The sequence below is a fragment of the Caulobacter mirabilis genome (assembly GCF_002749615.1).
Lineage (GTDB): Bacteria > Pseudomonadota > Alphaproteobacteria > Caulobacterales > Caulobacteraceae > Caulobacter > Caulobacter mirabilis.
Map to the genome: position 1 here is coordinate 2,355,171 of NZ_CP024201.1, position 24,381 is coordinate 2,379,551.

The following is a 24,381-nucleotide window of genomic DNA, read 5'->3' on the forward strand; positions in this document are numbered from 1 at the left end:
AACACGTTTGCCGAGAGGCGTTTCATTCTTGCTGATCTATGGTGAGTTTCGATCAGAATGATCGACCCGCTAGGCGAGCAATTCTGATGCCCAATGAGCAATAGAATTCGCCCGTGACGGCAACCGTCACAATGCTCGCTAGATCAACGCGAACCGTCGATGTCGTAGTCTCCCCAGCCCAGCCTCCAAACCCCGACTTTCCCGCTCCACTACGGAATGAGATCACGGGGGAACGCCAATTGAGCGCGTTTGAGCGGAAAACGTTCCATAAGGGGGCAGTAGAAAGTTGAAACGCACCACGATCGACGGTCAAGGCAGAGAAGAAACGCCCCTCTTCAGCGGGGTTCAGCTAGAACCGCCGCGTCACTCCGCCGTAGATCTCGGCGTCCGGCGCCTCGCTGTTCAGGCCGAAGTTGATCCCCAGGTCCCACTGCATGTCGGGCGAAGACTTCGGCTGCCACCCTCCGGACAGGCCGAGGAAATACTGACGTCCGGTCTCAGTCGGGTCGAAGTCCTGCGTGGTCGACAACTCGACCGTCGCCGATAGCCCGTTGTCGAAGCCGCGCCCCAACCCGACCACGGCGGTCGCGGCGAGATGGCGGCCATCCCCCTGCGCGTCCTCGACGGCGGCAAGCTGGGTCGTCAGGCCGAGCGACCAGACCTCGCTCAGCGGGATGGAGACCGGCACGACCACGCCGCCCTCGACCGCTCCATTGCCGATGGCGTCATCTGCGGTCGGCAGCTTGACGTAAGGCTGGACGGCCCAGCTGATCCCGCCCTCGGCTTCTGGGCGGTCGAGATTGATCTTGGCCCAGAGATAGAGGTCGCCAAGGCCGCGCGCCGTTCGCGTCTCGCCTACAGTGCTGTCACGCACCCTGACCACGACATAGGGCTGCAGGCTGGCCTGCAACTCGACCCGATCGGTCAGGCCGTATTTCAACGCCGGCGTCAGGTTGGCCCATGTTCGGGCGCTTCCGCCGCCGCCCAGTTCGGCGACATGGTCGAAGAGGCCAAGCTCGAGCTGGAAACGCCCGGCGTCGAGCGTGCAGGGCGAGGTCCCCAGCCCCGGACGGTCGGGGCAAAGCGGCTTGAGCTCCTCGCCGAATGCAGAGGTCGCCGCCAGAACGCCCGCCAGCGCGGCGCTGATCGCGACCCATCCCGCTCCTCGCATGCCCATCCCTCCGCCGCCCTCCGCGACGCGCGTCCGCTCGCGACTCGGGCTGACGGAAGCGTATCGTCCTCGGCGCGGCTTCGGCAGCGAGACCTTCCATCGCAGCGGCCCGCAGCCGCGCCAGCAGGCCTGTCGAGGGATCGAGGCCCAGCCTCGAGACCTTGCGCCGGATTGTCGCAGTCAAGCGGCGGTATAGGCAGACAATTTCTGTCTACATTCAAGTAAAATCCAACATACTCATTTTGAGCCGATACGGCCATGCCAGGTGGCGCGAGACTCAGAAACACGCGCTGCATAAGGACATTTCAGGCGCGCGACGTTGAGATGGCTCTGCGACTGAAAGTCAATTGAGATCACGCATCGCGCTCAATTCAACATTTGTATTATTCAAAATTCTTCCACCGGAACAAGAACTACGGCTCGCCATCCGCGCGAGTTCTACTTTGCCGCAGGCGCATCATTGAACCGCGTTACGCGATGACACGTTCGAGGCGCTGGAACGGGCTGTAAACACCATTGGAATTCGAGTGATGATGAGGTCGTGGCTGGCGCCGTCATCAAGGCCGCCCATAGAGACCGTCAAGCGGCGGCTGTCCGCTCTCGCCCCCCTCACCGAGGAGGCCGAGAACCTGTTGGGACAGCTGAACGGCCGGCGGTTGTTCCCAGGGGGCGCCGACATCCTCGGCGAGCCCGGCGAACCGCATAGGCTGTCCTTCATCACCTCGGGCTGGGCGGCGCGCGTCGGACTGCTGCCGGACGGGCGTCGCCAGGTGCTTGGCCTGCTGCTGCCGGGCGACCCCCTCTACATCGGCCCGCCGACGCCCGGCTTCTCGCCAGGGCCGGCCATGAGCCTGACGCCGGTGGAGGTGGTCGATGCGGAGTCGGTTCGCGCGGCGGCCATGTCCGGCGAGGCGCGCTGGCGTTGCCTCCAGGACGCGCTTCTGGTCTCCAGCCGCCTGCACGAGGCCTATCTGCTGGATCAGATCCTCCGGCTCGGCCGGATGAAGGCCTACGAGCGCATCTGCCATCTTCTGCTGGAGCTGCGCGCCCGCCTGATGCTGGCCGGCCTCAGCAACGGCGGCCGCTTTCACATGCCGCTCACCCAGGAAACCCTGGGAGACACCGCCGGCCTCAGCACCGTCCACGTCAATCGGACCCTGCAGGCCCTGCGGCGCGAGAACGTCCTGCACCTCCGCTCCGGCGAGGCGACGCTTCTGGACGCCGAGGCCATGGCCGCCGCCTGCGACTACCATGCCCCCGAGCCGGGCTGGTGGAGCGGGCTGATCACCGTTTCCAGAGCTGGAGCCGCCTAGCATGCGCGTGGTGCACACCCCCTGGATCGCGACCGGCGAGGGCCCCCTTGGGCAAGCTGTCGCGCCCCCGGCCAGAAATAACATAGGTTTAGGACGAGCCTCGCCGGCCTCGCCATCGTCCATCCGCCCCAGGAGAAGAACGATGGTCACGTCGCGGTCGGCTCTCAGGATGACGCTTCTCGTCTGCACCGCGCTGACGGCGACGCCGGCGCTGGCCGCGGACCCCGCGGTCGAGGCCAGGCTGCAGCGGCTCGAAGCTCTGGCGGAGGCCCAGGCGCGCCAGATCGCCGATCAGCAGACACAGCTCCGCATCCAATCCGATCAGCTCGCCGCGCAGAACGCCGAGCTCGCCCGGCTGCGCGAGCCGCAGCTGGCCGACATGGCGGGCCGCGGCGCCCTGCTGGCGCCGGATCAAGCGATGTCGACCGCTCCCCGGGAATACGCTCAGGTGACGCCGCCGCCCTCCCCCGCGACGCCGCCGCAACCGGTCGGCGCCCCGCCCCCGCCCTCGCGGCCGGTCGAGGTCGCCGCCATTCCGGAACGCTCGGGCGTACTGACGCCGAAGGGGCAGCTGATCTTCGAGCCCAGCCTCGACTACACGCACGCCTCGACGAACCGGCTCGTGTTCCGCGGCATCGAGATCGTCACCGGCATCCAGATCGGCGTCATCGAGGCCAGCGACGCGGACCGCAACGCCGTCGGCGCCTCGATCTCCGCGCGCTACGGCCTGACGGACCGGCTGGAACTGCAGAGCACCATCCCCTGGGTGGTGCGCTCGGACCGGGTGACCACCCTGGCCCAACGCGACGAGACCATCACCCGCACGATCGACCTGGACGGCAAGGGCGTGGGCGACGTCGAGTTCGCCGCCCGCTACCAGATCAACCGCGCCAAGCCCGGCCAGCCGATCTGGATCGCGGGCCTGCGGGTCAAGAGCGACAGCGGCACAAGCCCGTTCGAGATCGATCGCGATGAATTCGGGATCGCCAAGAAGCTGGCCACCGGCTCCGGCTTCTGGGCGGTCGAACCGAGCGTCAGCTTCCTCTTCCCGACCGATCCGATCGTGATCTTCGGCGGGCTGAGCTACCTCTATCACGCGCCCAAGGACATCGACCAGGTGATCGGCGATGTCCGGATCGGCGAGGTGGATCCAGGCGACTCCATCGGGGCCAACCTCGGCTTCGGCTTCGCCGTGAATCCCAGGTTCTCGTTCTCGCTCGGCTACAAGCACAACTACATCTTCCCGACCAAGTCCGAGGTCGGCGACACCAAGCAGAAATCGGAAAGCCTGCAGGTCGGCTCATTCACCTTCGGCTGGTCGTATCGGCTCAACGATCGTCTGACCCTGACCAACAGCTTCGAGTTCGGCGCGACGGCCGATGCGCCCGACGTCAGGGTCGTGTTCCGGCTGCCCTATCGCTTCTAGGAGCCGTTCGTCCGGGGGCTCAGCGCGCAAGCGCCGCCGCCTGGACTTCGTCGGCGAGCGAACGCGCCATCAGGATCTGGTTCATCGCGGCCTGGGTCGCCTCGAAGCCGGGCAGGCCGAGCGTGATGCTGATATCCTGGCGGAAGTCCCGACCATCGCCCACGTTGACCAACAGGTTTGCAACCTGGCCTTCGGAGAAGCGATGCACGAAGGCCGCCTGGCCGTCGGGCGTCACATAGAAGCCGCCGTCGCCGAGCGCGCCGGGTCCCAGCTTGATGCCCGCCTGGGCGAGCGCGGCGAGGATCTCCGGCGAGACGTCCGCCGCCGCTGGCCCCGAATGACTGGTCACCGCCCCCTGCTGGGTCCAGGTCACCTGGCTCTGAAGCACAAGCTGGCCGTTGACGTAGCTGTCGACGACGGCGCTGAAATCCAGCGCCGTGCCGTCGATCAGGATGAAGCCGCCGCGGTGCTCGTCCAGCTCCAGGTCCGACAGCGCCTCGCCGGCCCAGGCGGGCGACGCATCCTGCGGAACAACGGCATCGGCCGGCGCCGTCGCGGCGCTAGCGACCCAGACAAGAGCGGCGATGGAGGCGGACCGGAACATCTTGGGCCTCACGGTTGGGGCACGCTCGAAACGATGAGCGGGGTGATCTGATAGAGCGGGGCCAGCTCGCGGGTCAGGGCGTCGATCGACACCACCTCGTATCCGGCGCCCAGCGGCGCCGTCGTCTTCGCCTCCCATTCGGCGGCGATGTTGAAGCGGGCGGGCTGCTCCCGGTCATGGATGGCGAAGGCGATGCCGTTCCACATGCTCATGAACTCGGCCTCGGGAATCTGATGCAGGCCCAAGGCGGGGTCGCCCAGCAGCACCCAGCCGTCGCGCACGCCCTTCAGGACGACGAAGTGCTTGTAGCTGCCGACCTGGATCAGGACGATCGCCGGCGTGTCCATCCGGGCCAACCCTTGCAGGTTCAGCCGATAGCCGTCGGACTGCAGCCCGATCGAGGTCAGGTATCGCTTCATGTCGAGCAGCGAGAAGCCGACCCGCTGGATCTTCTCCCGGTCGCCGACGGCGTACATCGCGGTGAAGACGTCCTGCTCGGTGGTCGCGCGGCCGTAGTGGTAGTGGAGAAGGGTCGCCAGAGCGGCCGAGCCGCAGCTGTAGTCGTACTGCTGCCGGACGATCGTCCGGAACGGCATGTCGACCCAGCTGGTCACCCCCACGACATAGGCCGCGCCGCCCTCCCCGCGAAGCAGGGCCTGGGCGTCGGCCGTCGGCGCGGCGATCAGCGCGCCGGCGGCTGCGAGGGTCGCCGCCAGGCCCGGCAGGGCGAGGCCGCGGCGCCGGGTCATGGCTGCGACAGCGGCGCGCCGAGCACGATGCTGAGATTGATCGCGCTCTGGATGTTGTTCTGGTGGCCGGTGTTCAGGACGAAATTGCCGACGCCGTCGAAGTTGCTGAAGGCGCCGCCGTCCAGGAAGATCTGGCCGGAGCCGATGGTTCCCGCCTGCATCTGGCTGCCGTTCACGGCGCCCAGCGTCTGCTCGGTCAGGATGAACACCTCGCCCTGCCCCCCTCGGGAGGCGTCCAGCTGCTCGCCGTCCAAGGGGACCGCTTCAGCGGCGACCGGAACGGGCGCGGGCGGAGGCGAAGGAAGCTCGGCTGTCGGCGGCTGCTGCAGCACGGCGCCGAAGAGAAGCACGGGAAGGAGCATCGACCTTCTCCCGATCTGAAAAGAAAGTCCGGCCGGCGACGGGTGTCGCCGGCCGGTCTCAAGATGCGATCTACGGTCCGCCGAACGTGACGTTGGCGTTCGCCGAGATCGAGGTCGCCGCTTGGTTCACCGAGCCGAGGCCGGTGTTGAAGCTCGCGTTCTGGATGCCCGCGAAGTTCATGTACGCGCCGGTCTCTGCGGAGATCGAGCCGGTGGACATCTGACCACCCGCGCCGCCGGCACGGTTGAAGTCGTTGGCCCCAAAGGCCACCGCGCTCACCGAGGCGTCGAGGTCCTGGTAGGAGACGGTCACCCGCATGTTCGAGAAGTCGATGCTGGTGTTGGTCGTGGTCGTGGTCGTCGAGTTGTCGTTGCCGCTGTCCGAAACGGTCAGATGCGTGGACGAGTCGCTGTGGATCGAGTTGTCGGTGTTGATCGAGTTGTCGGTCTGGGAATTGTCATTCCCACTGTCCGACACCGCGACGTTCAGGTTGGTGTTCGTCGAGTTGTCGGTCTGCGAATTGTCGTTCCCAGAGTCGGCGACGTTGACGTTGGTGTTGGTCGAGTTGTCGTTCTGCGAGTTGTCATTTCCGGAGTCGGAAACGTTGAGGTTGGTCGAATTGTCGGTCTGCGAGTTGTCATTGCCCGAGTCCGAAACCGCCAGCGAGTTGTAGCTGCCGTTCACCGACTTGTCGTTGGCGACATCATTGATCCCCAGCGTGTTGTTGCTGTTGGTCTGGGAATTGTCGTTGCCGGAATCCGCAACCGACAGCGAGTTGTTGCTGTTGGTCTGCGACTTGTCGTTGGCGATGTCCGAGACCGCTACGCTGGTGGAATTGGCGCTCGAACCGTTGGTGGCGTTCGAGCCAGCGTTCGCATCCTGGGCCCAAGCGCCCGAAGAGATGCAAACACCGAGCGCCGCCGCGGAAACCGCGACCAGATACTTGATCTGCATTATGCAATCCTCCATGCCGACTATCGGCGGTGTGCCCCTTGCTTCGAGGCGACTTGGCGGCCCTGGAGCATTGCTCTTGAGCCGCGATGGAGGAAAGCACCGGGCAGAACACCGTTCTTAAACATCTATTAATTGCTCGCCAAAAACTTGGGTGCGACCAATTGACATCCATTTTGACGCAATTGTTGATGAGAACGACGCAACCTGAGCGATAAATTATGTCGCTCGATTGGGGAAACACAACAATCAGCAATTGTTCTGCTTAACTCATGATATATTCTGTGGATAATATTTATAAAAAAGTAACCCAGTTTAATGTTGCCCCCGAATCACACGCGCCTTGATGCCCGCGTTCGATATGGGAGGCTTGGGTGGAACAACAACTCGCACGCCACACGCGTGATCGTATCGAGGTCTCTATGGATCCCGTCGTGCGGAAGCTGAACAAGCTTCACGCACTGTCCGGATCAGACATCGATGAGATTCATCGCTGCAGCCTACGGCGGCAGCACTATCATCATGACGCGCAGATCTGTCGCGAGGGCGAACGGTTCGTCTGCAGGGCCGTACTTTCAGGCTGGGTCGCCCAGGTCCGGGAGCTGCCCGACGGGCGCCGGCAGATCTTCTCGTTCCTTCTGCCCGGCGATCTGATCGGCATGCGTCGATCGTCCCAGGCCCATTCCAGCCTGATCGCCATGACCGAGGTCGTGACCGCCGACATCACCCCGCTCTGCGAGCGGGTCGGCGACGGCCGCTCGAGCATGGCGCTGCAGAAGGCATGCGGTCGCGCCGAGGAGATGGAGGAGCGCATCCTCCTGAACCATATCGTCCGGTTGGGACGGCAGACGGCCAGCCAGCGGTTGGCGCACATCCTGCTCGAGATCGGCGAGCGCCTGGCCATGGCCGACCAGGCGGACCCCTGCGACTACACGCTGCCGATCACCCAGGAAAACCTCGCCGACGCGCTCGGACTGAGCCTGGTGCACATCAACCGCACGATCCAGACCCTGCGCCGCGAACAGCTGATGCATCTGCACGGCCGCCATGTCGTGCTGCTTCGCCCCGAACGTCTCGCCTCGCTTGCCGGCTTCACGCCGATCGAGGAGCAGGGCGCCCGCTCGTCGCCGCGCGCCGAACCGAGGAGTTGGGTCAACTGACTCCGAAGCGCCCCCTTCATCTTTTGATGAAGAACGAAAATAAAAACAAGGCGCTAATCAAGTACAAATCAAAAAGATTACCAGTCCCCGCTTCGCATAGCTCCGCCAATACACAGTCGCGCCGGAAATCGGCAGGCGGAAATACAACCTTGCTGCCCGCATGGGCAAGTGATTGGGAGACTATGGTGGGAAACATCGACATCGGCCTCGCCCGCGCCGCGCCTGTTCGCGCTGGCCTGGCCGCCAGGACCGTGGCCGTGACCGGCGGAGCCGGATTCATCGGCTCGCACCTTTGCGACGCCATTCTCGAGAGCGGCGCGCGCGTCGTCTGCATCGACAACTTCCACACCGGGCGCTGGGAGAACATTCATCATCTGATCGATCGGCCGGGCTTCGACGTGCTGGAGCACGACATCGCCCATCCCCTGCCCGCCTCGCTCCCGCGGTTCGACCAGATCTACAACTTCGCCTGCCCCGCTTCGCCGGTGCACTATCAGTCGGATCGGGTGCGGACGGCGCTGACCTGCGCCCAGGGGGCGATGAACGTCCTAGAGCGGGCTGCCCAGGACGCCGCCGCGGTGCTGCACGCCTCGACCTCCGAGGTCTACGGCGATCCCGAGATCCATCCGCAGAGCGAGGACTATTTCGGCAACGTCAATCCGGTGGGTCCGCGCTCCTGCTACGACGAGGGCAAGCGGTTCGCCGAGACCCTGCTGACCGACTTCGCCGCCCAGGCCGACCTCGATGTCCGGATCATCCGGATCTTCAACACCTACGGACCGCGCATGCGCCCGGACGACGGCCGCGTGGTCTCCAACTTCGTGACCCAGGCGCTCGAGGGCGAAACGATCACGGTCTATGGCGACGGCGCTCAGACCCGCTCGTTCTGCTTCGTGGACGACCTGGTCCGCGGCTGCCTGAAGGCCATGAACACGCCGCGCGGCCTGCCCGGGCCGGTCAATCTGGGCAACCCGTGCGAGACCACCGTGGGCGAGCTGGCTGAGCTGATCGTGGCCATGACCGGCTCGCGCTCGGAAGTCAGCTATCGACCGCTGCCGGTCGACGACCCCCGCCGTCGCCGCCCGGACATCCGGCGGGCGCGCGAGCTTCTGGGCTGGTCGCCGGAAGTGCCGCTCCGGGAAGGGCTCGAACGCACCATCCACTACTTCATGGGCGAAAGCCGTCGCCTCTACGCCCCAGTCGGTTCGGGCGCGGCCATGGCGGCGGCCTCGCCCATGTAGGCCGAACCACCCCTCAGTCCCTGTGAGGAAGACATGACGATCCTGGGCTGGAACCTTGCCGACATCACCATGACGGGCTTCGTGGCGACGCAGGCGCTCTACACGCTGTCCTACGCCAGCGACCTCTATCTCTACACCCTCCCGGTCAACCGGGCGGACCTGGAGGAGGAGCCGCCGCCTGTCGGGGCGGATGCGCCGTACATCGTGCTGTTCATGCCGGTCTTGCGCGAGCTGGAAGAGACCATGCGGACCACGCTGCTGGCCCTGTCCCGTCTCGACTACCCTGCGCACCGGTACGAGGTGGTCGCCGTGCCGAACGCCGACGACGGCGACATGATCGCCAGCCTGCGGCGACTGCAGGGCGAGTTCCCGTTCCTGAAGATGATCGAGACCCCGGACACCCGCGACCCGTCCTGGAACATTGTCTGGCAGGCTTGGAACCGCAACCCGAAGGCCTACTGGTGGCATGCCGGCAAGCGCGCCGGCGATCGCAATCTGCCCCCGAAGAAGACCCGGCAACTGATCTACGCCTTCTATACCCGGGCCCAGGCGATCGAGGGCGATTTCCTGGTCAACTACATCGACGCCGACAGCGCCCCGCCGCCGGACCATTTCCGTCGCGGCGCAGCCGGCATGCGCCACTTCGACGTCCTGCAGGCCGAGAACATCGCCGGTAACCTGAACGACAGCCTGGCCGCCAGCCTGCACGCCTTCGACCATATGGCCTGGGACGGCCGCAAGTACGCCCACATGTCCGCCGATGGCCGCCAGCCCTATTGGATGCTGGGCAAGGGGCTGTTCTTCCGCGCCTCCGACCTGATCAGCCTGGGCGGCTTCCATCCGTGGATCACCATCGAGGATCCGGAAGTCGGCATGCGCTTCTGGAAGAACGGCAAGCGCCTGGGAATCCTGAAGAACCCGCTGATCGAGGAGGTGCCCCTGACCTTCGGACGCGGCATCACCCAGCGGAAGCGATGGGTCTGCGGCTTCTTCCAGTCCCTGACCGCGCCGCTCGACGCGATGGAGTTCACCTTCACCGAGAAGCTGAAGGCCTGGATGAACTTCGTGCCCTGCCTGATGATGTGGGTGAACGCCCTGGGCATCCCGTTCGGCGCCTGGACGCTGTGGAAGGTGTCCCAGGGGACCGCGGGCATGCCGACCTGGGTGGCCTGGCTGGCGGCGATCAACCTGGTCCTGTTCACCGTCTCGATGATCGGGATCTACGTCCACACCTGGAACCGGACCAAGCTGGTGCTGCCCAGGACCGGCGACCGCATCGCCTACATGCTGCGGGTCAATCCGCTGTTCGTGCTGGCCTGGTGGTTCGTCTGGCTCATCCCGCTGGCCATCGGTTTCTGGATGTACCTGCGCGACGCGGGCCTGGTCTGGGAACGGACCGAGAAGGTCAACGCCAACGGCGACCTGATCCGGGCCGACACCCAGCGCGCCTGGCGGTGGTCGTAGCCATGGGCCGCTTCCGCCCCATCACCCGGCCGCATGCGCTGATCACCGGCGGCGCCGGCTTCATCGGCTCGCATCTCGCCGACGTCCTGCTCGACCGCGGGTTCGAGGTCACCATCCTCGACTGCCTGCTGCCGCAGGTCCACGCCGACGGCGAAATGGGTCCCGACGGCTGGCCAGCCTACCTCGATCCCCGCGTGCGTCGGATCTACGGCGACGTCCTGGACGCCGACGCGTTCGAGGCCAGCCTGGAGGGGGTCACTCACCTGGCCCACCTCGCGGCCTCCGTCGGCGTCGGCCAGAGCATGACCAACATCGTCGACTACACGCGCAACAACGCGCTGGCGGCGGCGGTCATGCTTGAGACCCTGACCCATCGGCCGCATTCGGTGCGGCGGATCGCCGTGGCCTCGTCGATGTCGATCTACGGCGAGGGCCACTACGGCCCCACCGCGGACGGCCGCTACGTCTCGCCGCCGCCCCGAACCCACGAGCAGCTCAAGGCCAGGCGCTGGGAGCTGTCGCTGGACGGCGAGATCCTGACGCCCAAGCCGACCCCCGAGGACAAGCCGCTGCAGCCGACCTCGATCTACGCGGTCAACAAGCGCGACCACGAAGAGATGTTCCTCGCCGTCGGGCGCGCCCTGGAGATCCCGACCGTCGCCCTGCGGCTGTTCAACGCCTACGGCTCGCGCCAGGCGCTGAGCAATCCCTACACCGGGGTGGCGGCGATCTTCATCTCGCGGCTGCTCAACGACCAGCCGCCGCTGGTGTTCGAGGACGGCGAGCAGCGTCGCGACTTCGTCCATGTGCTGGACGTCGCCGACGCCTTCGCCGCGGTCCTCGAGTCCGAGGACCCGATGTGGGAGGCGTGCAACGTCGGCAGCGGCCGCTCGATCGCCATCAACGAGATCGCCTATGTGCTGGCGCGGCTGCTCGGCAAGAACATCGCGCCCGAGGTGCTCAACACCTTCCGGGTCGGCGACATCCGCCACTGCTTCGCCGACACCGGCAAGATCGAGCGCCTGTTCGGCTTCACGCCGAGGCGCGACTTCGAGGTCGGCATGCGCGAGCTGATCGACTGGGTCCGCTCCGTCGGACGGCCCATCGACCGCAGCGAACGCAGCCTGGCCGAACTGGCCGCGAGCCGCATGGTGGTCTGATCCGGGGGCTCAGCCGTCGTGGGCGCGAAGGAAGGAATCCCGCATGGCCCAGTACATGGGCTTGCGCGCCAGCCCGGCGTCGTAGGGCAGACCGCGGTTGATCGGGTCCGCGCCGGCCTCCGACAGCCAGGAATGGCGGTCGCTGAGGCCCCAGGTGACGACACCCCGAACGTTTGGCTGGGCCAGGGCGATGTCGAGATACTGCTGGACCTGGTCCGCCACGCGGCGGTCGCGCTCGGCGAGCGGCGCCGCCAGATCGTGCTCCTTGACGTCCAACTCGGAGATCACGGCGTAGAGGCCGAGGTCGGCGATCTTGGCGAAGAAGGGTTCGAGAATCTCGGGCTTGAGCGGCCCCTTGCTCAGATCCAGGTGCGCCTGGACGCCGACGCCGTCCAGCGGCGCTCCCTCGGCCTTCAGGTCGGCCAGGAGCTTCACGAACCGTCGCCGCCGGGCTTCCTCGACAGGATTGTCGTAGTCGAACCCGTAGTCGTTGACGAGCAGCCGCGCCGTCGGCGCCAGCGACCGGGCCTCCCGCAGCGCGCGGGCGACGTAGCCGGCGCCCAGCCCGCGATGGAAGCAGTTGCGCCGCAGGCCGCCCTTCCCGCCGACGGTGTCGATCGGCTCGTTGACGACGTCCCACTCCTCGACGTCGCCATAGCGTCCGAGCATGGTCTCGAAGTGCCGGCGGATCGGCGACCAGTCGCCCGCGAGGATCTTCGACTTGGCCCAGGCCGGGGTGCTCTGATCCCAGAGCAGGGTGTGGCCCCTGACCTTCAGCCCGTGTTCACGGGCGAAGCGGACCAGCCCGTCGGCCTGCTCGAAACTGTGCTGACCGGCATGCCATTCGATGGCGTCCCACTTCATGTGGATCTCGGGGGTAAGCTGCGCGCACTCCCGGGCCAGGGCGGGACCGAGCCCCCGTTCGGCCTCGATCTGGTCGAAGCGGGCGGCGGCGCCGTAGTAGCGCCCGCCCCGCGCGGCGATGCGCGCCAGCGACGGCGTCGTCTGCGCATCGCTGTCGGCGCCGGCGCCGAACGGCTTGAGAAGAGCGGCGGCGGCGACGCCCGCGAGGACGCCGCGTCGCGGCAGGGTGAAGGTCATGCGCTGGTCCCGGAAGCCTCGACCACGCCCCTGCATAGCCGAGTCGCGCTTAAGACCCGGTTCACGGGCGAGCTGACCCGGCGCGGCCTGATGACCGCCGCCGCCGCGCTCGCGGCCAGCGCGCCGTCGTCGACGGCGGACAGTTCGATGCGGGCGTCCATACAGAAGGCTGCGGTCGCCGGCGGCCGCTTCTTCGGGGCGGCCGCACAAATCGGATACATCAACGCGGAACGGGACCTCTACGACGCCTTCATACGGGACTGCGGCTGTCTTACGCCGGAAATTGACCTCAAATGGGCGACGAACGAACCTTCGCCCGGAAGCTTCGATTTTCGCGCCATGGACGGGCTGGCGCGGTTCGCGTCCAGGACCGGCATCCGCCTGCGCGGCCATACCCCGGTCTGGCACCGCAGCATACCGCCCTGGGCGGAAGGGCCGCTGGCCGACGCCGACTGGCGTCCGGTGGGGCGATACATCGCCGCCACGCTGCGGCGGTTCCCGACGGTCGAGGAATGGGACGTCGTCAACGAGCCGATCGATACCGGCAAGCGGATGGACGGGCTTCGCGAAAGCCCGTTCCTGCAGGCGTTCGGCCCAGGCTACATCCAGCGCGCATTGGAGGAGGCCCGCGAGCACGCCCCGCGGGCGCGGCTGATGATCAACGAGTTCGGGCTGGAGTACGACACGCCCGAGCACCGCGACCGGCGCTATCTGCTGCTCAAACTGGTCGAGCGCCTCAAGCGCGTCGAGGCCCCGCTCGACGGCGTCGGGCTGCAGAGTCACCTCAGGCTCGGCTACGGCCCGTTCTCGCAACCTCAGTTCGCCGCCTTCCTGCACGAGCTGGCGCAGTTCGGCGTCGCCATCACCCTCACCGAGCTGGACGTGAAGGAGGAAGCCTACGCCGCGCCGGCGGAGACGCGCGACCAGGCGGTGGCCGACGCGGTGCGCGCCTACCTCGACGTCGCCTTCGCCGAGCCCCGCGTCGGCGGCCTGCTCTGTTGGGGCCTGAGCGACCGCCACTCCTGGCTGGATCTCACCGAAGAGGACTGGAGCCGGCACGCCGGCGCCTGGAAGCCCGGCGAGGGACCGGGCTTCAATCGCGGGGCGCCGCTGGATGCGGCAATGCGCCCCAAGCCCATGTATCGCGCGATACTCCAAGCATTCGCCCAGGCCCCGCGGCGATAAGTCCAAGATTTCGCGAGTTCCGGACGGGATGTCTCATTTGACAAGGATCGAGACGCACTGCATGCCAAGGTTCGGGGAACGCGGAAATCTTCCCACCGCGACGTGGAAGGAATGCTCATGGGTACTCGTTCTTCGTCGGGCGTCGCTCTGGGAGCGGTCGCCTTGCTTTCCAGTCTCATTCCTGTTGCGGCCCAGGCCCGTGAACAAGGCGTCGTCTACGCCAGCGGCCTGGTGAGCGACGATCACTCGGCCAGCGTCGGCGCGACCATCGCCGCCCCGGGCAGCCGGTTGGGCGAGGGTTGGGCGTTCCGAGTCTCGGTCAACGGCGGCGACTACAGCTACGACAGCGGCCCGCTGAACATCGACGCGGACTATCGCGGAGCCGACGTCGCGATCGTCTATCAGTGGTCCGGCGACTGGGGCTACGGCAACGTCGCCCTCGGCGGCCGCTACGCCGACACCGACCTGTCGCCGGCCGATCCGGGCAACCGCCGCGGAGGCTCCAACTGGGACGTGGCCCTGACCGTGGACGGGCAGCGGCGCTTCGGTCCCTGGGCCCTGACCGGCTACGCCTCCTACGGCTTCGACCTGGAGGAGTACTACGTCCGCGCCGACCTGACCCGGAAGGTGTCCCCGTCCGTCGCGCTTGGGGTCGAGATCGGCGCCGAAGGCGACAGCGGCGACTACAGCCGCCAGGTCCTGGGGGCCGTCGCCCGCTTCGAGTCCCCCGGCCGGCCTTGGGCGGTCAAGCTGGCGGCCGGCGTTCGCGACGGGGACGACGACAACAGCGCCTATGGCGCGATCACCGTGTCGAGGACCTTCTGAATGCGACACCCCGCCGCGGCCTTTTTCGCGCGGGGTTAACATTGGACATACCGGCGTTCTTCGGGCTGTGGTCCTATGTCCTCGATGAAGGAATCGCCTCCTCGGCCGATCTTCTCACCCCGATCGACCGGCTGCGCCCCCCCGAGCAGCATCATCCCGTAAGCCCCTCGCCTCCCGGCCGGGGGCTTATGTGTTTCAGGCCGCCCCTTGGGCCGCGCGGCCGGAGCCGCTATCTTCCGCGGCGAGAGGGACTGACTGATTTCGCGGAGAGACGCGCAATGCGCTTGCCTGCCCTTCTGGGCGCCACTCTGATCGCAGCCGCCGCTGCGCTGCCGGCCTGGGGCGCGCCCCTGGGCGGCATCTCCAGCATCAACGTCGTCGTGGGCCCCAAGCTGCAGCAGAAGGCCCGGGAGTACGGCGTTCGCGAGTTCGACACCCTGACCAGCGAACTGATCCAGGCGCTCGAAATCGCGCTGCGCGAGCATGGCGGCCTGGTCAAGGAAGGCGGCCGGCTTGATCTGGTCATCGAGGATGCCCGCCCCAACCGCCCGACGCTGCAGCAGCTCGCCTCCAAACCAGGCCTGTCCATGGAAAGCCGCGGGATCGGCGGCGCGACCATCTCCGGCGCCCTGACGACGGTGGAGGGCGAGCGGATTCCGCTGCGCTACCGCTGGTACGAGAGCGACTTCCGCAGCGCCGCCGGGACGGGGGTCTGGACCGACGCGGAGACCAGCTTCGACAACTTCGCCAGGAAGTTGGTCAAGGGCGAGCTTCCCGCCAAACGCTAAGGCCCGGCGCCATTCGCGCAGAGCCGCAACCTTTCGCTTGCCGGATCGCCGTTCACGGGCTCTCATTCCCTGAACGGCGGTAACCCACAAATCGCCGAGTGTGCATTAGCGAGGCGATATGGCCGCGGGCCGACGTTCCAGTATGACGCTTGCGGCGTTCGCCGCCCCCTGCCTGCCGCTGGCCGCCTTCGGCCTGCCGCTGGTGATCACCCTCCCCCACTACTACTCCGAGACGCTGGGCCTCAGCCTGTCGGCGGTGGCCGCGGCCTTCTTCTTCGTTCGCATCATCGACATCGGGTTCGACCCGCTGTTCGGCATGGTGCTGGACCGGACCCGCTGGTCGTTCGGCCGGTTCAAGGGCTGGATGGCGATCAGCGCCCCGATGCTGGTGGCGGCGATCTACATGCTGTTCTTCGCCAAACAGGGCGTGGGGCCGGTCTACCTGTGGTTCTGGCTGATCGTGGTCTACTTCGGCTACTCGATCGCCGTGCTGTCCCACACATCCTGGGCGGCCAAGCTGTCGACCGACTACCACCAGCGATCGCGCATCTACGCCTGGTGGCAGAGCGGCAACGTCATCGGGATGATCATGATCCTGACCCTGCCGGTGGTGCTGAACCGCCTCGGCGTGGGCGGCAACGAGACCGAGATCCTGCACGGCCAGGGTTGGTTCATCGTCATCCTGCTGCCGATCATGATGGGCCTGGCGCTCTGGCGGGTGCCCGAGGACAAGCCGACCGGCGCGGCGACCGACCACAACGCCTCGCTCGGAGACTACTTCGCGCTGTTGAAGCGCCCGTCGGTGATCCGCATCCTGGCCGCCGACCTGCTGTCGAACGTCGGCCCGGGCATCGCCGGCATTCTGTTCTTCTTCTACTTCACGCGGGTGAAGGACTTCACCTTCCTCGAGGCGTCGAGCCTGCTGCTGTTCTACTTCCTGGCGGCGATCTTCGGCGCGGCGATCTGGACCCGCCTGGCGCGCCGGATCGGCAAGTCGAAGACCCTGATCGCCGCCTGCGTCACCTACGCGATCGTACAGTTCGCCGTGGTCACCCTGCCGTCGGGCAACTTCTGGCTGGCCGTGCCCTTCCTGCTGCTGGCCGGCATTCCCTTCTCGGCCGGCCCGCTGCTGCTGCGCTCGATGATGGCCGACTACGCCGACGAGGAGCGGCTGGCCACCGGCAAGGACCGCACCGGCCTGCTCTACGCCATCCTCACCGGCACGGTGAAGGTCGGCACGGCCACGGCCTCGGTCAGTCTGTTCGTGCTCGACGCCCTGGGCTTCGACGCCAAGGTGGCGGCCAACAGCACCGAGATATCCATGCAAGGCCTGCAGGCGCTCTACGCCCTCGCGCCGGGGATCATCGGCCTGCTCGCCGCCGCCACGCTGATCGGCTATCCCCTGACCGAGGAGAAGCACGCCGAGATTCTCCGCAAGCTGGAAGAGCGGGACGGCACGCCGCAGCCGCCCGTTCCTGAGGATGTCGCCGTTGCCCAACCCGTCTCCACCCAGGTCATCCCGTAGCGATCATCCGATCTTCCGCCTGGTCGAGATCATGGCCAGGCTGCGCGATCCGGACGGCGGCTGCGCCTGGGACCTGGAACAGACCTTCGCGACCATCGCGCCCTATACGGTCGAGGAGGCCTACGAGGTCGCCGACGCCATCGAGCGCGGCGACCTCAAGGACCTGAAGGAGGAGCTCGGCGACCTGCTCCTGCAGGTGGTCTTCCATGCGCGGATGGCCGAGGAGCAAGGCGCGTTCGATTTCGGCGCGGTGGCCGACGCCATCTCCGACAAGATGATCCGGCGACATCCCCACGTCTTCGGCGACGAGAGCTATCGCACCAGCGGCGAACAGACCGTGGCCTGGGAGGTCATCAAACAGCGGGAGCGCGCCGACAAGGCCAAGCACGGCGTACTCGACGACGTCCCCGTCGGCCTGCCCGCCCTGACCCGCGCGGTGAAGCTGAACAAGCGCGCGGCCCGCGTCGGCTTCGTCTGGCCCAGCGTCAACGAGGTGCTGGACAAGCTGCACGAGGAGATCGACGAGCTGAAAGCCGAGATCGCCTCCGGCGACAAGGAGAAGCTCCGCGGCGAACTGGGCGACGTCCTGTTCGTCATCGCCAACCTGGCCCGCGAGCTGGACGTCGAGCCCGAGGACGCCCTGCGCGCGACCAACGCCAAGTTCGTCCGCCGCTTCGGTTACATCGAGGACCGGCTGGCCGAGCGCGGCAAGACCCCGGACCAGTCGGATCTGGCCGAGATGGACGCGCTGTGGGACGAGGCGAAGGCGGCGGAGCGCGGCTAGATTACCGACCCGACGGCCGCCGGTCGTTGACTGGTCCGGCGTGGCCAGGCGCTAAGCCGAAGCCCCTACCCTTCAACGACTTCGCTGATCTGCACGATCGGGGCGATGTCCGTATAGTTGGCGACGTCCGCGGCGATCTCCGCGCGGTGGGGGGCCAAGGCTTCCTGGAACGTCGCCAGACTCGGCGAATAGACGTGGCACGCCGCGACGAACGCCGGCGCGCTTCCAGGTTCGCGCCCCTCAAGGCCCTTATCGATCTCGTAACGCAGGCAGGCGTCGCCGAGCCGTTCCTGGATCAGCGGCATATGGCGGGTGCGATAGTAGTCGTGATCGAACTTCGAACCGTCAGCGGCCGGATAGTAGACGCTCATCTTGATCATGCTCGGACTCCTGACGCCGCTATTCCGCCGCCTCGGCCACGGTCGCTTCGGGGAACAGCCGCTCGAACCGGCCCAGGGCCTGGCCATCCAGGCGCACGCGCAGGTGCAGGCCGCCGTCGGGCTGGTCGTGACGGCCCATGACCCGGCCGTGGCGGTAGAGCCAGGCCAGCGCCTCGCCATTGGCCGCGGCCAGGACCACGTCGATCTCGGGGGTCACGTCGACCAGGTTCGCCAGCCGCCGCAGCAGGGCCTCGCAGCCCTCGCTCGTCACGGCCGAGACCAGCGCCGCCTCGGCCCGGCGCGCGGCGCCGGCGACGTCGTCGTGTTCGTCCTGCGGCAGCAGGTCGGCCTTGTTCCAGACCTCGATGATCCGGCGGCCCTCCTCGACGGTCACGCCGAGCTCCTCGAGCACCGCCTCCACGTCGCGCTTCTGGGCCTCGGTGTCGGGGTTGGCGATGTCGCGGACATGCAGGACGACGTCGGCTTCCTGCACCTCCTCCAGGGTGGCGCGGAAGGCCTCGACCAGCTCGTGCGGCAGGTCCGAGATGAAGCCGACGGTGTCCGACAGGATCGCCGGCCGGCCGCCCGGCAGCTTCACCGTGCGCAGGGTCGGGTCGAGGGTGGCGAACAGCATGTCCTGCGCCATCACCTCCGCCTCGGTCAGGCGGTTGAACAGCGTCGACTTGCCGGCGTTGGTGTAGCCGACCAGAGCGATGGTCGGGTACGGGACCTTCTTGCGCGCCGTGCGGTGCAGGGTGCGGGTCCGGCGAACCTCGGTCAGCTCCCGCTTCATCTTGGCGATGCGGTCGGCGATCTGGCGGCGGTCGAGTTCGATCTGGGTTTCGCCGGGGCCGCCGGTGCTGCCGGTGCCGCCGCGCTGACGCTCCAGGTGGGTCCAGGTGCGGACCAGGCGCGAGCGCTCATAGTCCAGCCGGGCCAGCTCGACCTGCAACCGCCCCTCCCGCGTGCGGGCGCGGCGGCCGAAGATTTCCAGGATCACGCCGGTGCGGTCGACGACCTTCACCTTCCAGGCGCGTTCCAGGTTGCGCTGCTGAACCGGCGACAGCGCCTCGTCGACCATGACGACGTCGATCTGCTCGACCTCGCACAGCAGGCGCAGCTCCTCGACCTTGCCGGAGCCGAACAGGGTCGCCGGGGTGCGGGCGCGCAAGGGCGCGACCCGGGCCTCGACCACCTCGAGGTCGAGCGCCTGGGCCAAGCCGACGGCTTCATCCAGCCGCGCCTGCGGGTCACGGGCGTCCGCCTGGGACGCCCGCGTCGGATGCAGAACAAGCGCCCTTTGAACCGGGACGCCGTGATCAATCAGTTGGGTCAATCGTCTTGTTCGGGGCCGGGCTCGTACAGCTGAACCGGCTGGGCGGGCATGATCGTCGAGATGGCATGCTTGTAGACGAGCTGCGACTGGCCGTCCCGACGCAGCAGGACGCAGAAGTTGTCGAACCAGCTCACCACGCCCTGCAGCTTCACGCCGTTCACGAGGAAGATGGTCAGCGGCGTCTTCGACTTGCGCACGCTGTTGAGGAAGGTGTCCTGCAGGTTCTGTTTCTTGTCGCTCACGGGGATTCCCCTCTTTTCTTGGCCGGAGAGCAGGAGGCCCTCCACACACGCAAGGTCTTAATGCTTGGCCCGGAACGGGCCGGTCCGCAACCGTCAAGGACGGTTAGCGGCGGTGACATCCACAGTTCAGGCGGACGCGGCCTCTATGTAGAGCGCCCGAAGCCGTGTCGCCACCGGTCCAGGCGTCCCGGAGCCGATCTTTTCGCCGTCGACGCTGACGACGGGCAGTACCAGCGACCCCGCGCCGGTGATGAAGGCCTCCCGCGCGCCCTTGGCCTCGTCGGGCGTGAAGGCGCGCTCTTCGAAGCGGATGTTCTGCTCGCCCAGGAGCGTGATCACGCTCTTGCGGGTCACGCCGCGCAGGATGTTGGCGCTGGTGTCCCGGGTGCGCAGCACGCCCTCGGCGTCGACGATCCAGGCGTTGGACGAGGCCCCTTCGGTCACCAGCCCCTCGGGGTCAACGAACCAGGCCTCGGCGCAGCCCCGCTCCTTGGCCGCCTGTTTGGCCAGGGCGTTGGGCAGCAGACCCACGGTCTTGATGTCGCAGCGTCCCCAGCGGTTCTCCGGCAGGGTGATGACGCCCACGCCCTTGGCCGCCTTGGCCTCGGAGGCCTTGCGGTCGACCGACTTGGCGGTGATGACCACCGCCGGGACCGGTTGCGGATCGGGGAAGGCGTGGTCGCGGCGGGCGACGCCGCGGGTCACCTGCAGATAGACCAGCCCGTCGCGCACCCGGTTACGCCGGATCGCCTCGCGCAAAACCAGCTCCAGCGCCTTGCGGCCCATCGGCTGGACGATGCGCAGCTCCGACAGACTCCGCTCCAGGCGCTCGAAATGCCCGTCGGCGTCGGCCAGTTTCCCGCCGAACACCGCCCAGACCTCATAGACCCCGTCAGCGAGCTGATAGCCGCGATCCTCGATATGCACCGCCGCATCGCCATGCCGCACGAAGCGGCCGTTGACGTAAGCCCACCTGGACATCAGTCCTCCTCGTCATCCCCGTTGCGCGCGCCGGTCAGGCCGAGGGACTTGAGCTTCCGGTGCAGCGCCGAACGCTCCATACCGATGAAGGCCGCCGTGCGGGAGATGTTTCCGCCGAACCGCAGTATCTGGGCGTTCAGGTACTCGCGCTCGAACAGCTCCCGGGCCTCGCGCAGCGGCAGGGCGATGATCTTCTCGGTGCCGATCGTCGCCCCGTCGGCGTCGTTGGACGCCTCCGACGGCAACATGGCGGCCGTCACCGGTTCGGCCGGGTCGCCCGAGGCCAGGATCATCATCCGCTCGATGTTGTTGCGCAGCTGGCGGACGTTGCCCGGCCAGTCGTGCACCTGCAGCGTGGCCAGGGCATCCTCGCCGAGCCGCCGGCGCGGCAGGCCGGTGGCCTCGGCGATGCGGTCGATGAAATAGGCGATCAGCTCCGGCACGTCGTCGCGCCGCTCGGACAGGCCGGGCACCCGCACGGGCACCACGTTCAGGCGATGGAACAGATCCTCGCGGAAACGGCCGGCGGCGATCTCCTCGCGCAGGTCGCGGCTGGAGGAGGAGATCACCCGCACGTCGACCTGCACGTCGCTGTCGCCGCCGACGCGACGGAAGCGCTGCTCGACCAGGACCCGCAGGATGCGGCTCTGGGTCTCCCGCGGCATGTCGGCGACTTCGTCCAGGTACAGGGTGCCGGCGTGAGCGCGCTCGAACACGCCGATCTTGCGCGGCCGACCGCCCTCGCCTTCCTCGCCGAACAGCTCCAGGTCCATGCGCTCGGGCGCCATGCCGGCCGCGCTGAGAGCGACGAACTCGCCCTTCATCCGCGGGCTGCCGTCGTGGATCAGGCGCGCGACCAGCTCCTTGCCCGACCCGGCCGGGCCGGCGATCAGGACGCGGCTGTTGGCCGGGGCGACCTTGGCGATCAGCTGCCGCAGCTGCTGGGCCGCCGTCGACTTGCCGATCAGGCCGTCGGGCGTGAGGGACTGAGTCCGCAGGCGCCGGTTCTCGCGCTTGAGGCTGGCCGCCTCGATCGCGCGTTCGACCACCAGCAGCAGCCGATCCGACTTGAACGGCTTCTCCAGGAACTCGTAGGCCCCGCGCTTGATGGCGCTGACCGCCGTCTCGATGTTGCCGTGACCGCTGATCATGATGATCGGCAGATCGGCGTCCAGCCCCTTGACCATGTCGAGCAGCTCCAGCCCGTCCATGCCGCCGCCCTGCATCCAGATATCCAGGATGATCAGAGCCGGCTTGCGCGCGCGGATGGCCGCCAGCGCCTGCTCGGAGTCTGCCGCCGTCCGCACGGCGTAGCCTTCGTCGTCGAGAATTCCCGAGACCAGTTCGCGGATGTCTGCTTCGTCATCGACGACCAGAACGTCAGCCGCCATGCGCCGCCTCCTTCAGTTCGGGCGCGGCCGTCCTACGCGCGAGTGGAAAACAGAGAGTGACCCGGGCTCCCGACAGCGTAACGGCGTCCCCCAGCGCCAGTTCGCCGCCATGATCCTCCAGGATGCGTTTGACGATCGCCAGACCCAGGCCCGTGCCCTTCTCCCGCGTCGTCACATAGGGTTCGGTGAGGCGGTCGCGATCGCGCGACGGCAGGCCCACCCCGTTGTCCTCGATTTCGAAGATCAGTTTCGAGCCGTCCAGTTTCAGGGCGGCGTGGATGCGCCCCGCGCCGGGCGCGGGATCGCTGGCCGACACCGCCTCCGCGGCGTTCTTCAGGATGTTGGCCAGGGCCTGGCCGACCATGCGTTCGTCGCAGCTCAGCACCACGCCCTCGGGCGGATCATCCATCGAGACCTCGATCTTGGGGCTGGCGACCCGCTGCGCGAACACCGCCTGGCGCAGCAGTTCGGCCGGATCGGCGTCGGCGAACCGCGGCGCCGGCATGCGCGCGAAGGCCGAAAACTCGTCGACCATGCGGCCGATGTCGCCGACCTGACGGATGATGGTGTCGGTGCAGCGGTCGAAGATTTCCAGGTCGGTGGTGATGTCCTTGCGGTACTTGCGCCGGATCCGCTCGGCCGACAGCTGGATCGGGGTCAGCGGGTTCTTGATCTCGTGGGCGATGCGCCGGGCGACGTCGCGCCAGGCGGCGTTGCGCTGAGCGGTGATCAGGCGGGTGATGTCGTCGAAGGTCAGGACCACGCCGTCCGACGCCGCGCCGCTGGCCCGCACGCGCAGACGACGGGTCTCGGCCTCGCGCGCGACATCGACCTCTTCTTCCACCTCGGCCTGGATTTCCGCCGCCCGGCCGGCGACGGGGACCAGCTCGGGGGCCAGCGCCTCCAGGGGACGGCCGTTCATGGCGCCGGGCTCGACGCCGAGCAGGATCGCCGCCTGGCGGTTGGCCGCCGACACCCGGCCGTCGGCGTCCAGGCCGACGACGCCGGCGCTGACGCCCGACAGCACGGTCTCGATGAACTGCCGCCGCGACTCCGCCTCGAGCCCGGCGTCCTTCAGGGCCGCCTGCTGTGCCTGAAGATCGGAAGTCATGCTGTTGAAAGCTCGGGACAATCCAGCCATTTCCTGAGGCTGATCGCCGGTCTCGACCCGGACGCTCAGATCGCCGCCGGCGATCCGCCCGGCGGCCTGGACGAGCCTCGCCACGGGGGCGGCGATCGAGTTGCCGACCGGGATGGCCAGCCAGGCGGCGCCGACCAGCAGCAGCAGCACGGTCTCGACATAGGTCAGGGCGAAGGCGCCCTGCAGGCGCAGCTTGTTGTCGTCGGCCTCGCGATAGCTGACCAGCTGGGCCTCGGCGTCGCGCAGCTGGCTGATGATGCCGGCGCTGGCCGGACGCACGACATAGAGATAGGCGTCCTCATAGCCCCGCAGGCGGTAGAGGCCGCGGAACACGTCGGTCGAGGGGAAGGTCTCGGCCGAGATCGAGTCGCCGTCGTCCGCCGCGTCGAAGCTCATCCGCGGCGGAGCCAGGAACGCCGGCGCATTGGGGGCTTCCGCGCGGGCCATGACCCGGCCGTCGCGGTCGATCACGTAGACGCCGACGAAATCGCCCCGCGCTAGCTGACCGAGGTAGTGGCTGTAGGCGATCGGCGAGCTGGACAGGCCATCAGAGGCGCGGTTGAGCTCGCGCCCGACCTCGGTGGTGTCCTGCCACAGCGCCTTGGTCTGTTCGTCGACATAGGTCCTGGCCACGGTCGCCGAGTTCTCGACGATGGTGCGAACCTTCTGGCTGAACCAGTAGTCGACGCCGGAAATGACCACCCCGCCGAAGAACAGCGCCACGACGATGGCCGGCGCGACGGTGGCGAGGCTGAACAGGGCCATGAAGCGCAGCTGCAGCCGGGCGCCGGCGTCGTTGTTGCGGTTCAGCAGCAGCCGCATCACCCGCAGCGCGACCAGCGAGGCCAGCGCCAGGATCAGGACCAGGTTGAAGACCAGCAGGCCCAGCATGACCTGAACGTCGGCGCTGATCGGTCCGACCTCCGGGGGCCTGGACGCCAGCAGCGCGCCGGTGATGGTCAGGATCACCGCCAGAACATAGCCGCCGCCGAGCAGATACGGGGACTCGACGACCCGTCGCCACGTCGGCGGCCGGGCGCCCGCCGACGGCTTGGCAGCCTCTGACGCGACCGAACTCATGGATGCAGCCTAGGTCGAAC

At 67.5% G+C, this 24,381-nt stretch carries 23 protein-coding genes; 11 read left to right on the forward strand and 12 right to left on the reverse strand.

What is annotated here, in order from left to right:
* Positions 1-349: 349 nt before the first annotated feature.
* A complete protein-coding gene (locus CSW64_RS11375) occupies positions 350-1,171 on the reverse strand; it encodes a transporter (protein ID WP_172448529.1) in 822 nt (273 codons plus the stop codon).
* Between the two features lie 530 nt (positions 1,172-1,701).
* On the opposite strand from CSW64_RS11375, the gene CSW64_RS11380 reads away from it, so the two are divergent.
* Together CSW64_RS11380 and CSW64_RS11385 are read left to right on the forward strand one after the other, a co-directional pair.
* Positions 1,702-2,484: a Crp/Fnr family transcriptional regulator gene (locus tag CSW64_RS11380; protein ID WP_099622219.1), complete on the forward strand. Its 783-nt coding sequence runs from the start codon at positions 1,702-1,704 to the stop codon at positions 2,482-2,484.
* A 169-nt stretch (positions 2,485-2,653) separates the two neighbouring features.
* Positions 2,654-3,910 carry a hypothetical protein gene (locus tag CSW64_RS11385; protein WP_099624215.1) on the forward strand — a complete coding sequence of 419 codons (1,257 nt, stop codon included), beginning with the start codon at positions 2,654-2,656 and terminating at the stop codon, positions 3,908-3,910.
* 19 nt (positions 3,911-3,929) lie between these two features.
* Here CSW64_RS11385 and CSW64_RS21785 read toward each other — a convergent pair whose 3' ends face one another.
* The 4 genes from CSW64_RS21785 to CSW64_RS22020 form a co-directional block, all read right to left on the reverse strand.
* The gene (locus CSW64_RS21785) at positions 3,930-4,514 is read right to left on the reverse strand and encodes a hypothetical protein (RefSeq protein ID WP_150131383.1); all 585 of its coding nucleotides are present in this window, start codon (positions 4,512-4,514) and stop codon (positions 3,930-3,932) included.
* Between the two features lie 8 nt (positions 4,515-4,522).
* On the reverse strand, positions 4,523-5,263 hold the full coding sequence (locus tag CSW64_RS11395; protein ID WP_150131384.1) for a C39 family peptidase: 741 nt from the start codon (positions 5,261-5,263) through the stop codon (positions 4,523-4,525).
* A complete protein-coding gene (locus tag CSW64_RS11400; protein WP_099622221.1) occupies positions 5,260-5,625 on the reverse strand; it encodes a hypothetical protein in 366 nt (121 codons plus the stop codon). Before CSW64_RS11400 ends, CSW64_RS11395 begins: the two co-directional genes overlap by 4 nt.
* A 70-nt stretch (positions 5,626-5,695) precedes the next feature.
* On the reverse strand, positions 5,696-6,580 hold the full coding sequence (locus tag CSW64_RS22020; protein WP_099622222.1) for a hypothetical protein: 885 nt from the start codon (positions 6,578-6,580) through the stop codon (positions 5,696-5,698).
* A gap of 431 nt (positions 6,581-7,011) precedes the next feature.
* Between CSW64_RS22020 and CSW64_RS11410 the strand changes: the two genes are divergently transcribed.
* The 4 genes from CSW64_RS11410 to CSW64_RS11425 all read left to right on the forward strand — a co-directional run bounded on the left by CSW64_RS11410 (position 7,012) and on the right by CSW64_RS11425 (position 11,602).
* Positions 7,012-7,737 (forward strand): Crp/Fnr family transcriptional regulator, encoded by a 726-nt coding sequence (locus tag CSW64_RS11410; protein ID WP_172448530.1) that lies wholly within the window; start codon positions 7,012-7,014, stop codon positions 7,735-7,737.
* A 236-nt stretch (positions 7,738-7,973) separates the two neighbouring features.
* Positions 7,974-8,978, forward strand: coding sequence for a UDP-glucuronic acid decarboxylase family protein (locus tag CSW64_RS11415; protein ID WP_245863901.1), 1,005 nt, complete (start codon positions 7,974-7,976; stop codon positions 8,976-8,978).
* 33 nt (positions 8,979-9,011) lie between these two features.
* A complete protein-coding gene (locus CSW64_RS11420; RefSeq protein WP_099622225.1) occupies positions 9,012-10,442 on the forward strand; it encodes a glycosyltransferase family 2 protein in 1,431 nt (476 codons plus the stop codon).
* Positions 10,443-10,444: 2 nt separating this feature from the next.
* Positions 10,445-11,602 (forward strand): NAD-dependent epimerase/dehydratase family protein, encoded by a 1,158-nt coding sequence (locus tag CSW64_RS11425; protein WP_216361167.1) that lies wholly within the window; start codon positions 10,445-10,447, stop codon positions 11,600-11,602.
* 9 nt (positions 11,603-11,611) lie between these two features.
* Here the strand turns inward: CSW64_RS11425 and CSW64_RS11430 are convergent, their stop codons facing one another.
* Positions 11,612-12,703 (reverse strand): endo-1,4-beta-xylanase, encoded by a 1,092-nt coding sequence (locus CSW64_RS11430; protein ID WP_172448531.1) that lies wholly within the window; start codon positions 12,701-12,703, stop codon positions 11,612-11,614.
* A gap of 90 nt (positions 12,704-12,793) precedes the next feature.
* Between CSW64_RS11430 and CSW64_RS11435 the strand changes: the two genes are divergently transcribed.
* The 5 genes from CSW64_RS11435 (at position 12,794) to mazG (ending at position 17,810) form a co-directional block, all read left to right on the forward strand.
* Positions 12,794-13,888: an endo-1,4-beta-xylanase gene (locus CSW64_RS11435; protein WP_099622227.1), complete on the forward strand. Its 1,095-nt coding sequence runs from the start codon at positions 12,794-12,796 to the stop codon at positions 13,886-13,888.
* A 162-nt stretch (positions 13,889-14,050) separates the two neighbouring features.
* Entirely contained in the window at positions 14,051-14,713 is a 663-nt protein-coding gene (gene bcsS, locus CSW64_RS11440) for a cellulose biosynthesis protein BcsS (protein WP_172448532.1), read from the forward strand.
* 278 nt (positions 14,714-14,991) lie between these two features.
* Positions 14,992-15,501: a hypothetical protein gene (locus tag CSW64_RS11445; protein WP_099622229.1), complete on the forward strand. Its 510-nt coding sequence runs from the start codon at positions 14,992-14,994 to the stop codon at positions 15,499-15,501.
* Between the two features lie 142 nt (positions 15,502-15,643).
* The gene (locus CSW64_RS11450) at positions 15,644-17,026 is read left to right on the forward strand and encodes an MFS transporter (RefSeq protein ID WP_172448533.1); all 1,383 of its coding nucleotides are present in this window, start codon (positions 15,644-15,646) and stop codon (positions 17,024-17,026) included.
* Positions 16,983-17,810 (forward strand): nucleoside triphosphate pyrophosphohydrolase, encoded by an 828-nt coding sequence (mazG, locus tag CSW64_RS11455; RefSeq protein WP_099622231.1) that lies wholly within the window; start codon positions 16,983-16,985, stop codon positions 17,808-17,810. Before CSW64_RS11450 ends, mazG begins: the two co-directional genes overlap by 44 nt.
* 65 nt (positions 17,811-17,875) lie before the next feature.
* On the opposite strand, the gene CSW64_RS11460 is transcribed toward mazG, so the two are convergent.
* From CSW64_RS11460 to CSW64_RS11485, 6 genes are all read right to left on the reverse strand, one after another.
* Positions 17,876-18,190, reverse strand: coding sequence for an EthD family reductase (locus CSW64_RS11460; protein WP_099622232.1), 315 nt, complete (start codon positions 18,188-18,190; stop codon positions 17,876-17,878).
* 19 nt (positions 18,191-18,209) lie between these two features.
* Positions 18,210-19,526 carry a GTPase HflX gene (hflX, locus tag CSW64_RS11465; protein WP_099622233.1) on the reverse strand — a complete coding sequence of 439 codons (1,317 nt, stop codon included), beginning with the start codon at positions 19,524-19,526 and terminating at the stop codon, positions 18,210-18,212.
* Positions 19,523-19,768, reverse strand: a complete 246-nt coding sequence (gene hfq, locus CSW64_RS11470; RefSeq protein ID WP_099622234.1) for an RNA chaperone Hfq — start codon at positions 19,766-19,768, stop codon at positions 19,523-19,525. Before hfq ends, hflX begins: the two co-directional genes overlap by 4 nt.
* A gap of 126 nt (positions 19,769-19,894) precedes the next feature.
* Complete coding sequence (locus CSW64_RS11475; protein ID WP_099622235.1) at positions 19,895-20,749, reverse strand: D-amino-acid transaminase; 855 nt, start codon at positions 20,747-20,749, stop codon at positions 19,895-19,897.
* Positions 20,749-22,140 carry a nitrogen assimilation response regulator NtrX gene (gene ntrX / locus CSW64_RS11480; RefSeq protein ID WP_099622236.1) on the reverse strand — a complete coding sequence of 464 codons (1,392 nt, stop codon included), beginning with the start codon at positions 22,138-22,140 and terminating at the stop codon, positions 20,749-20,751. The genes CSW64_RS11475 and ntrX overlap by 1 nt, the downstream gene beginning before the upstream one ends.
* Positions 22,130-24,361 (reverse strand): sensor histidine kinase NtrY-like, encoded by a 2,232-nt coding sequence (locus CSW64_RS11485; protein ID WP_099622237.1) that lies wholly within the window; start codon positions 24,359-24,361, stop codon positions 22,130-22,132. The genes ntrX and CSW64_RS11485 overlap by 11 nt, the downstream gene beginning before the upstream one ends.
* Between the last annotated feature and the right edge of the window lie 20 nt (positions 24,362-24,381).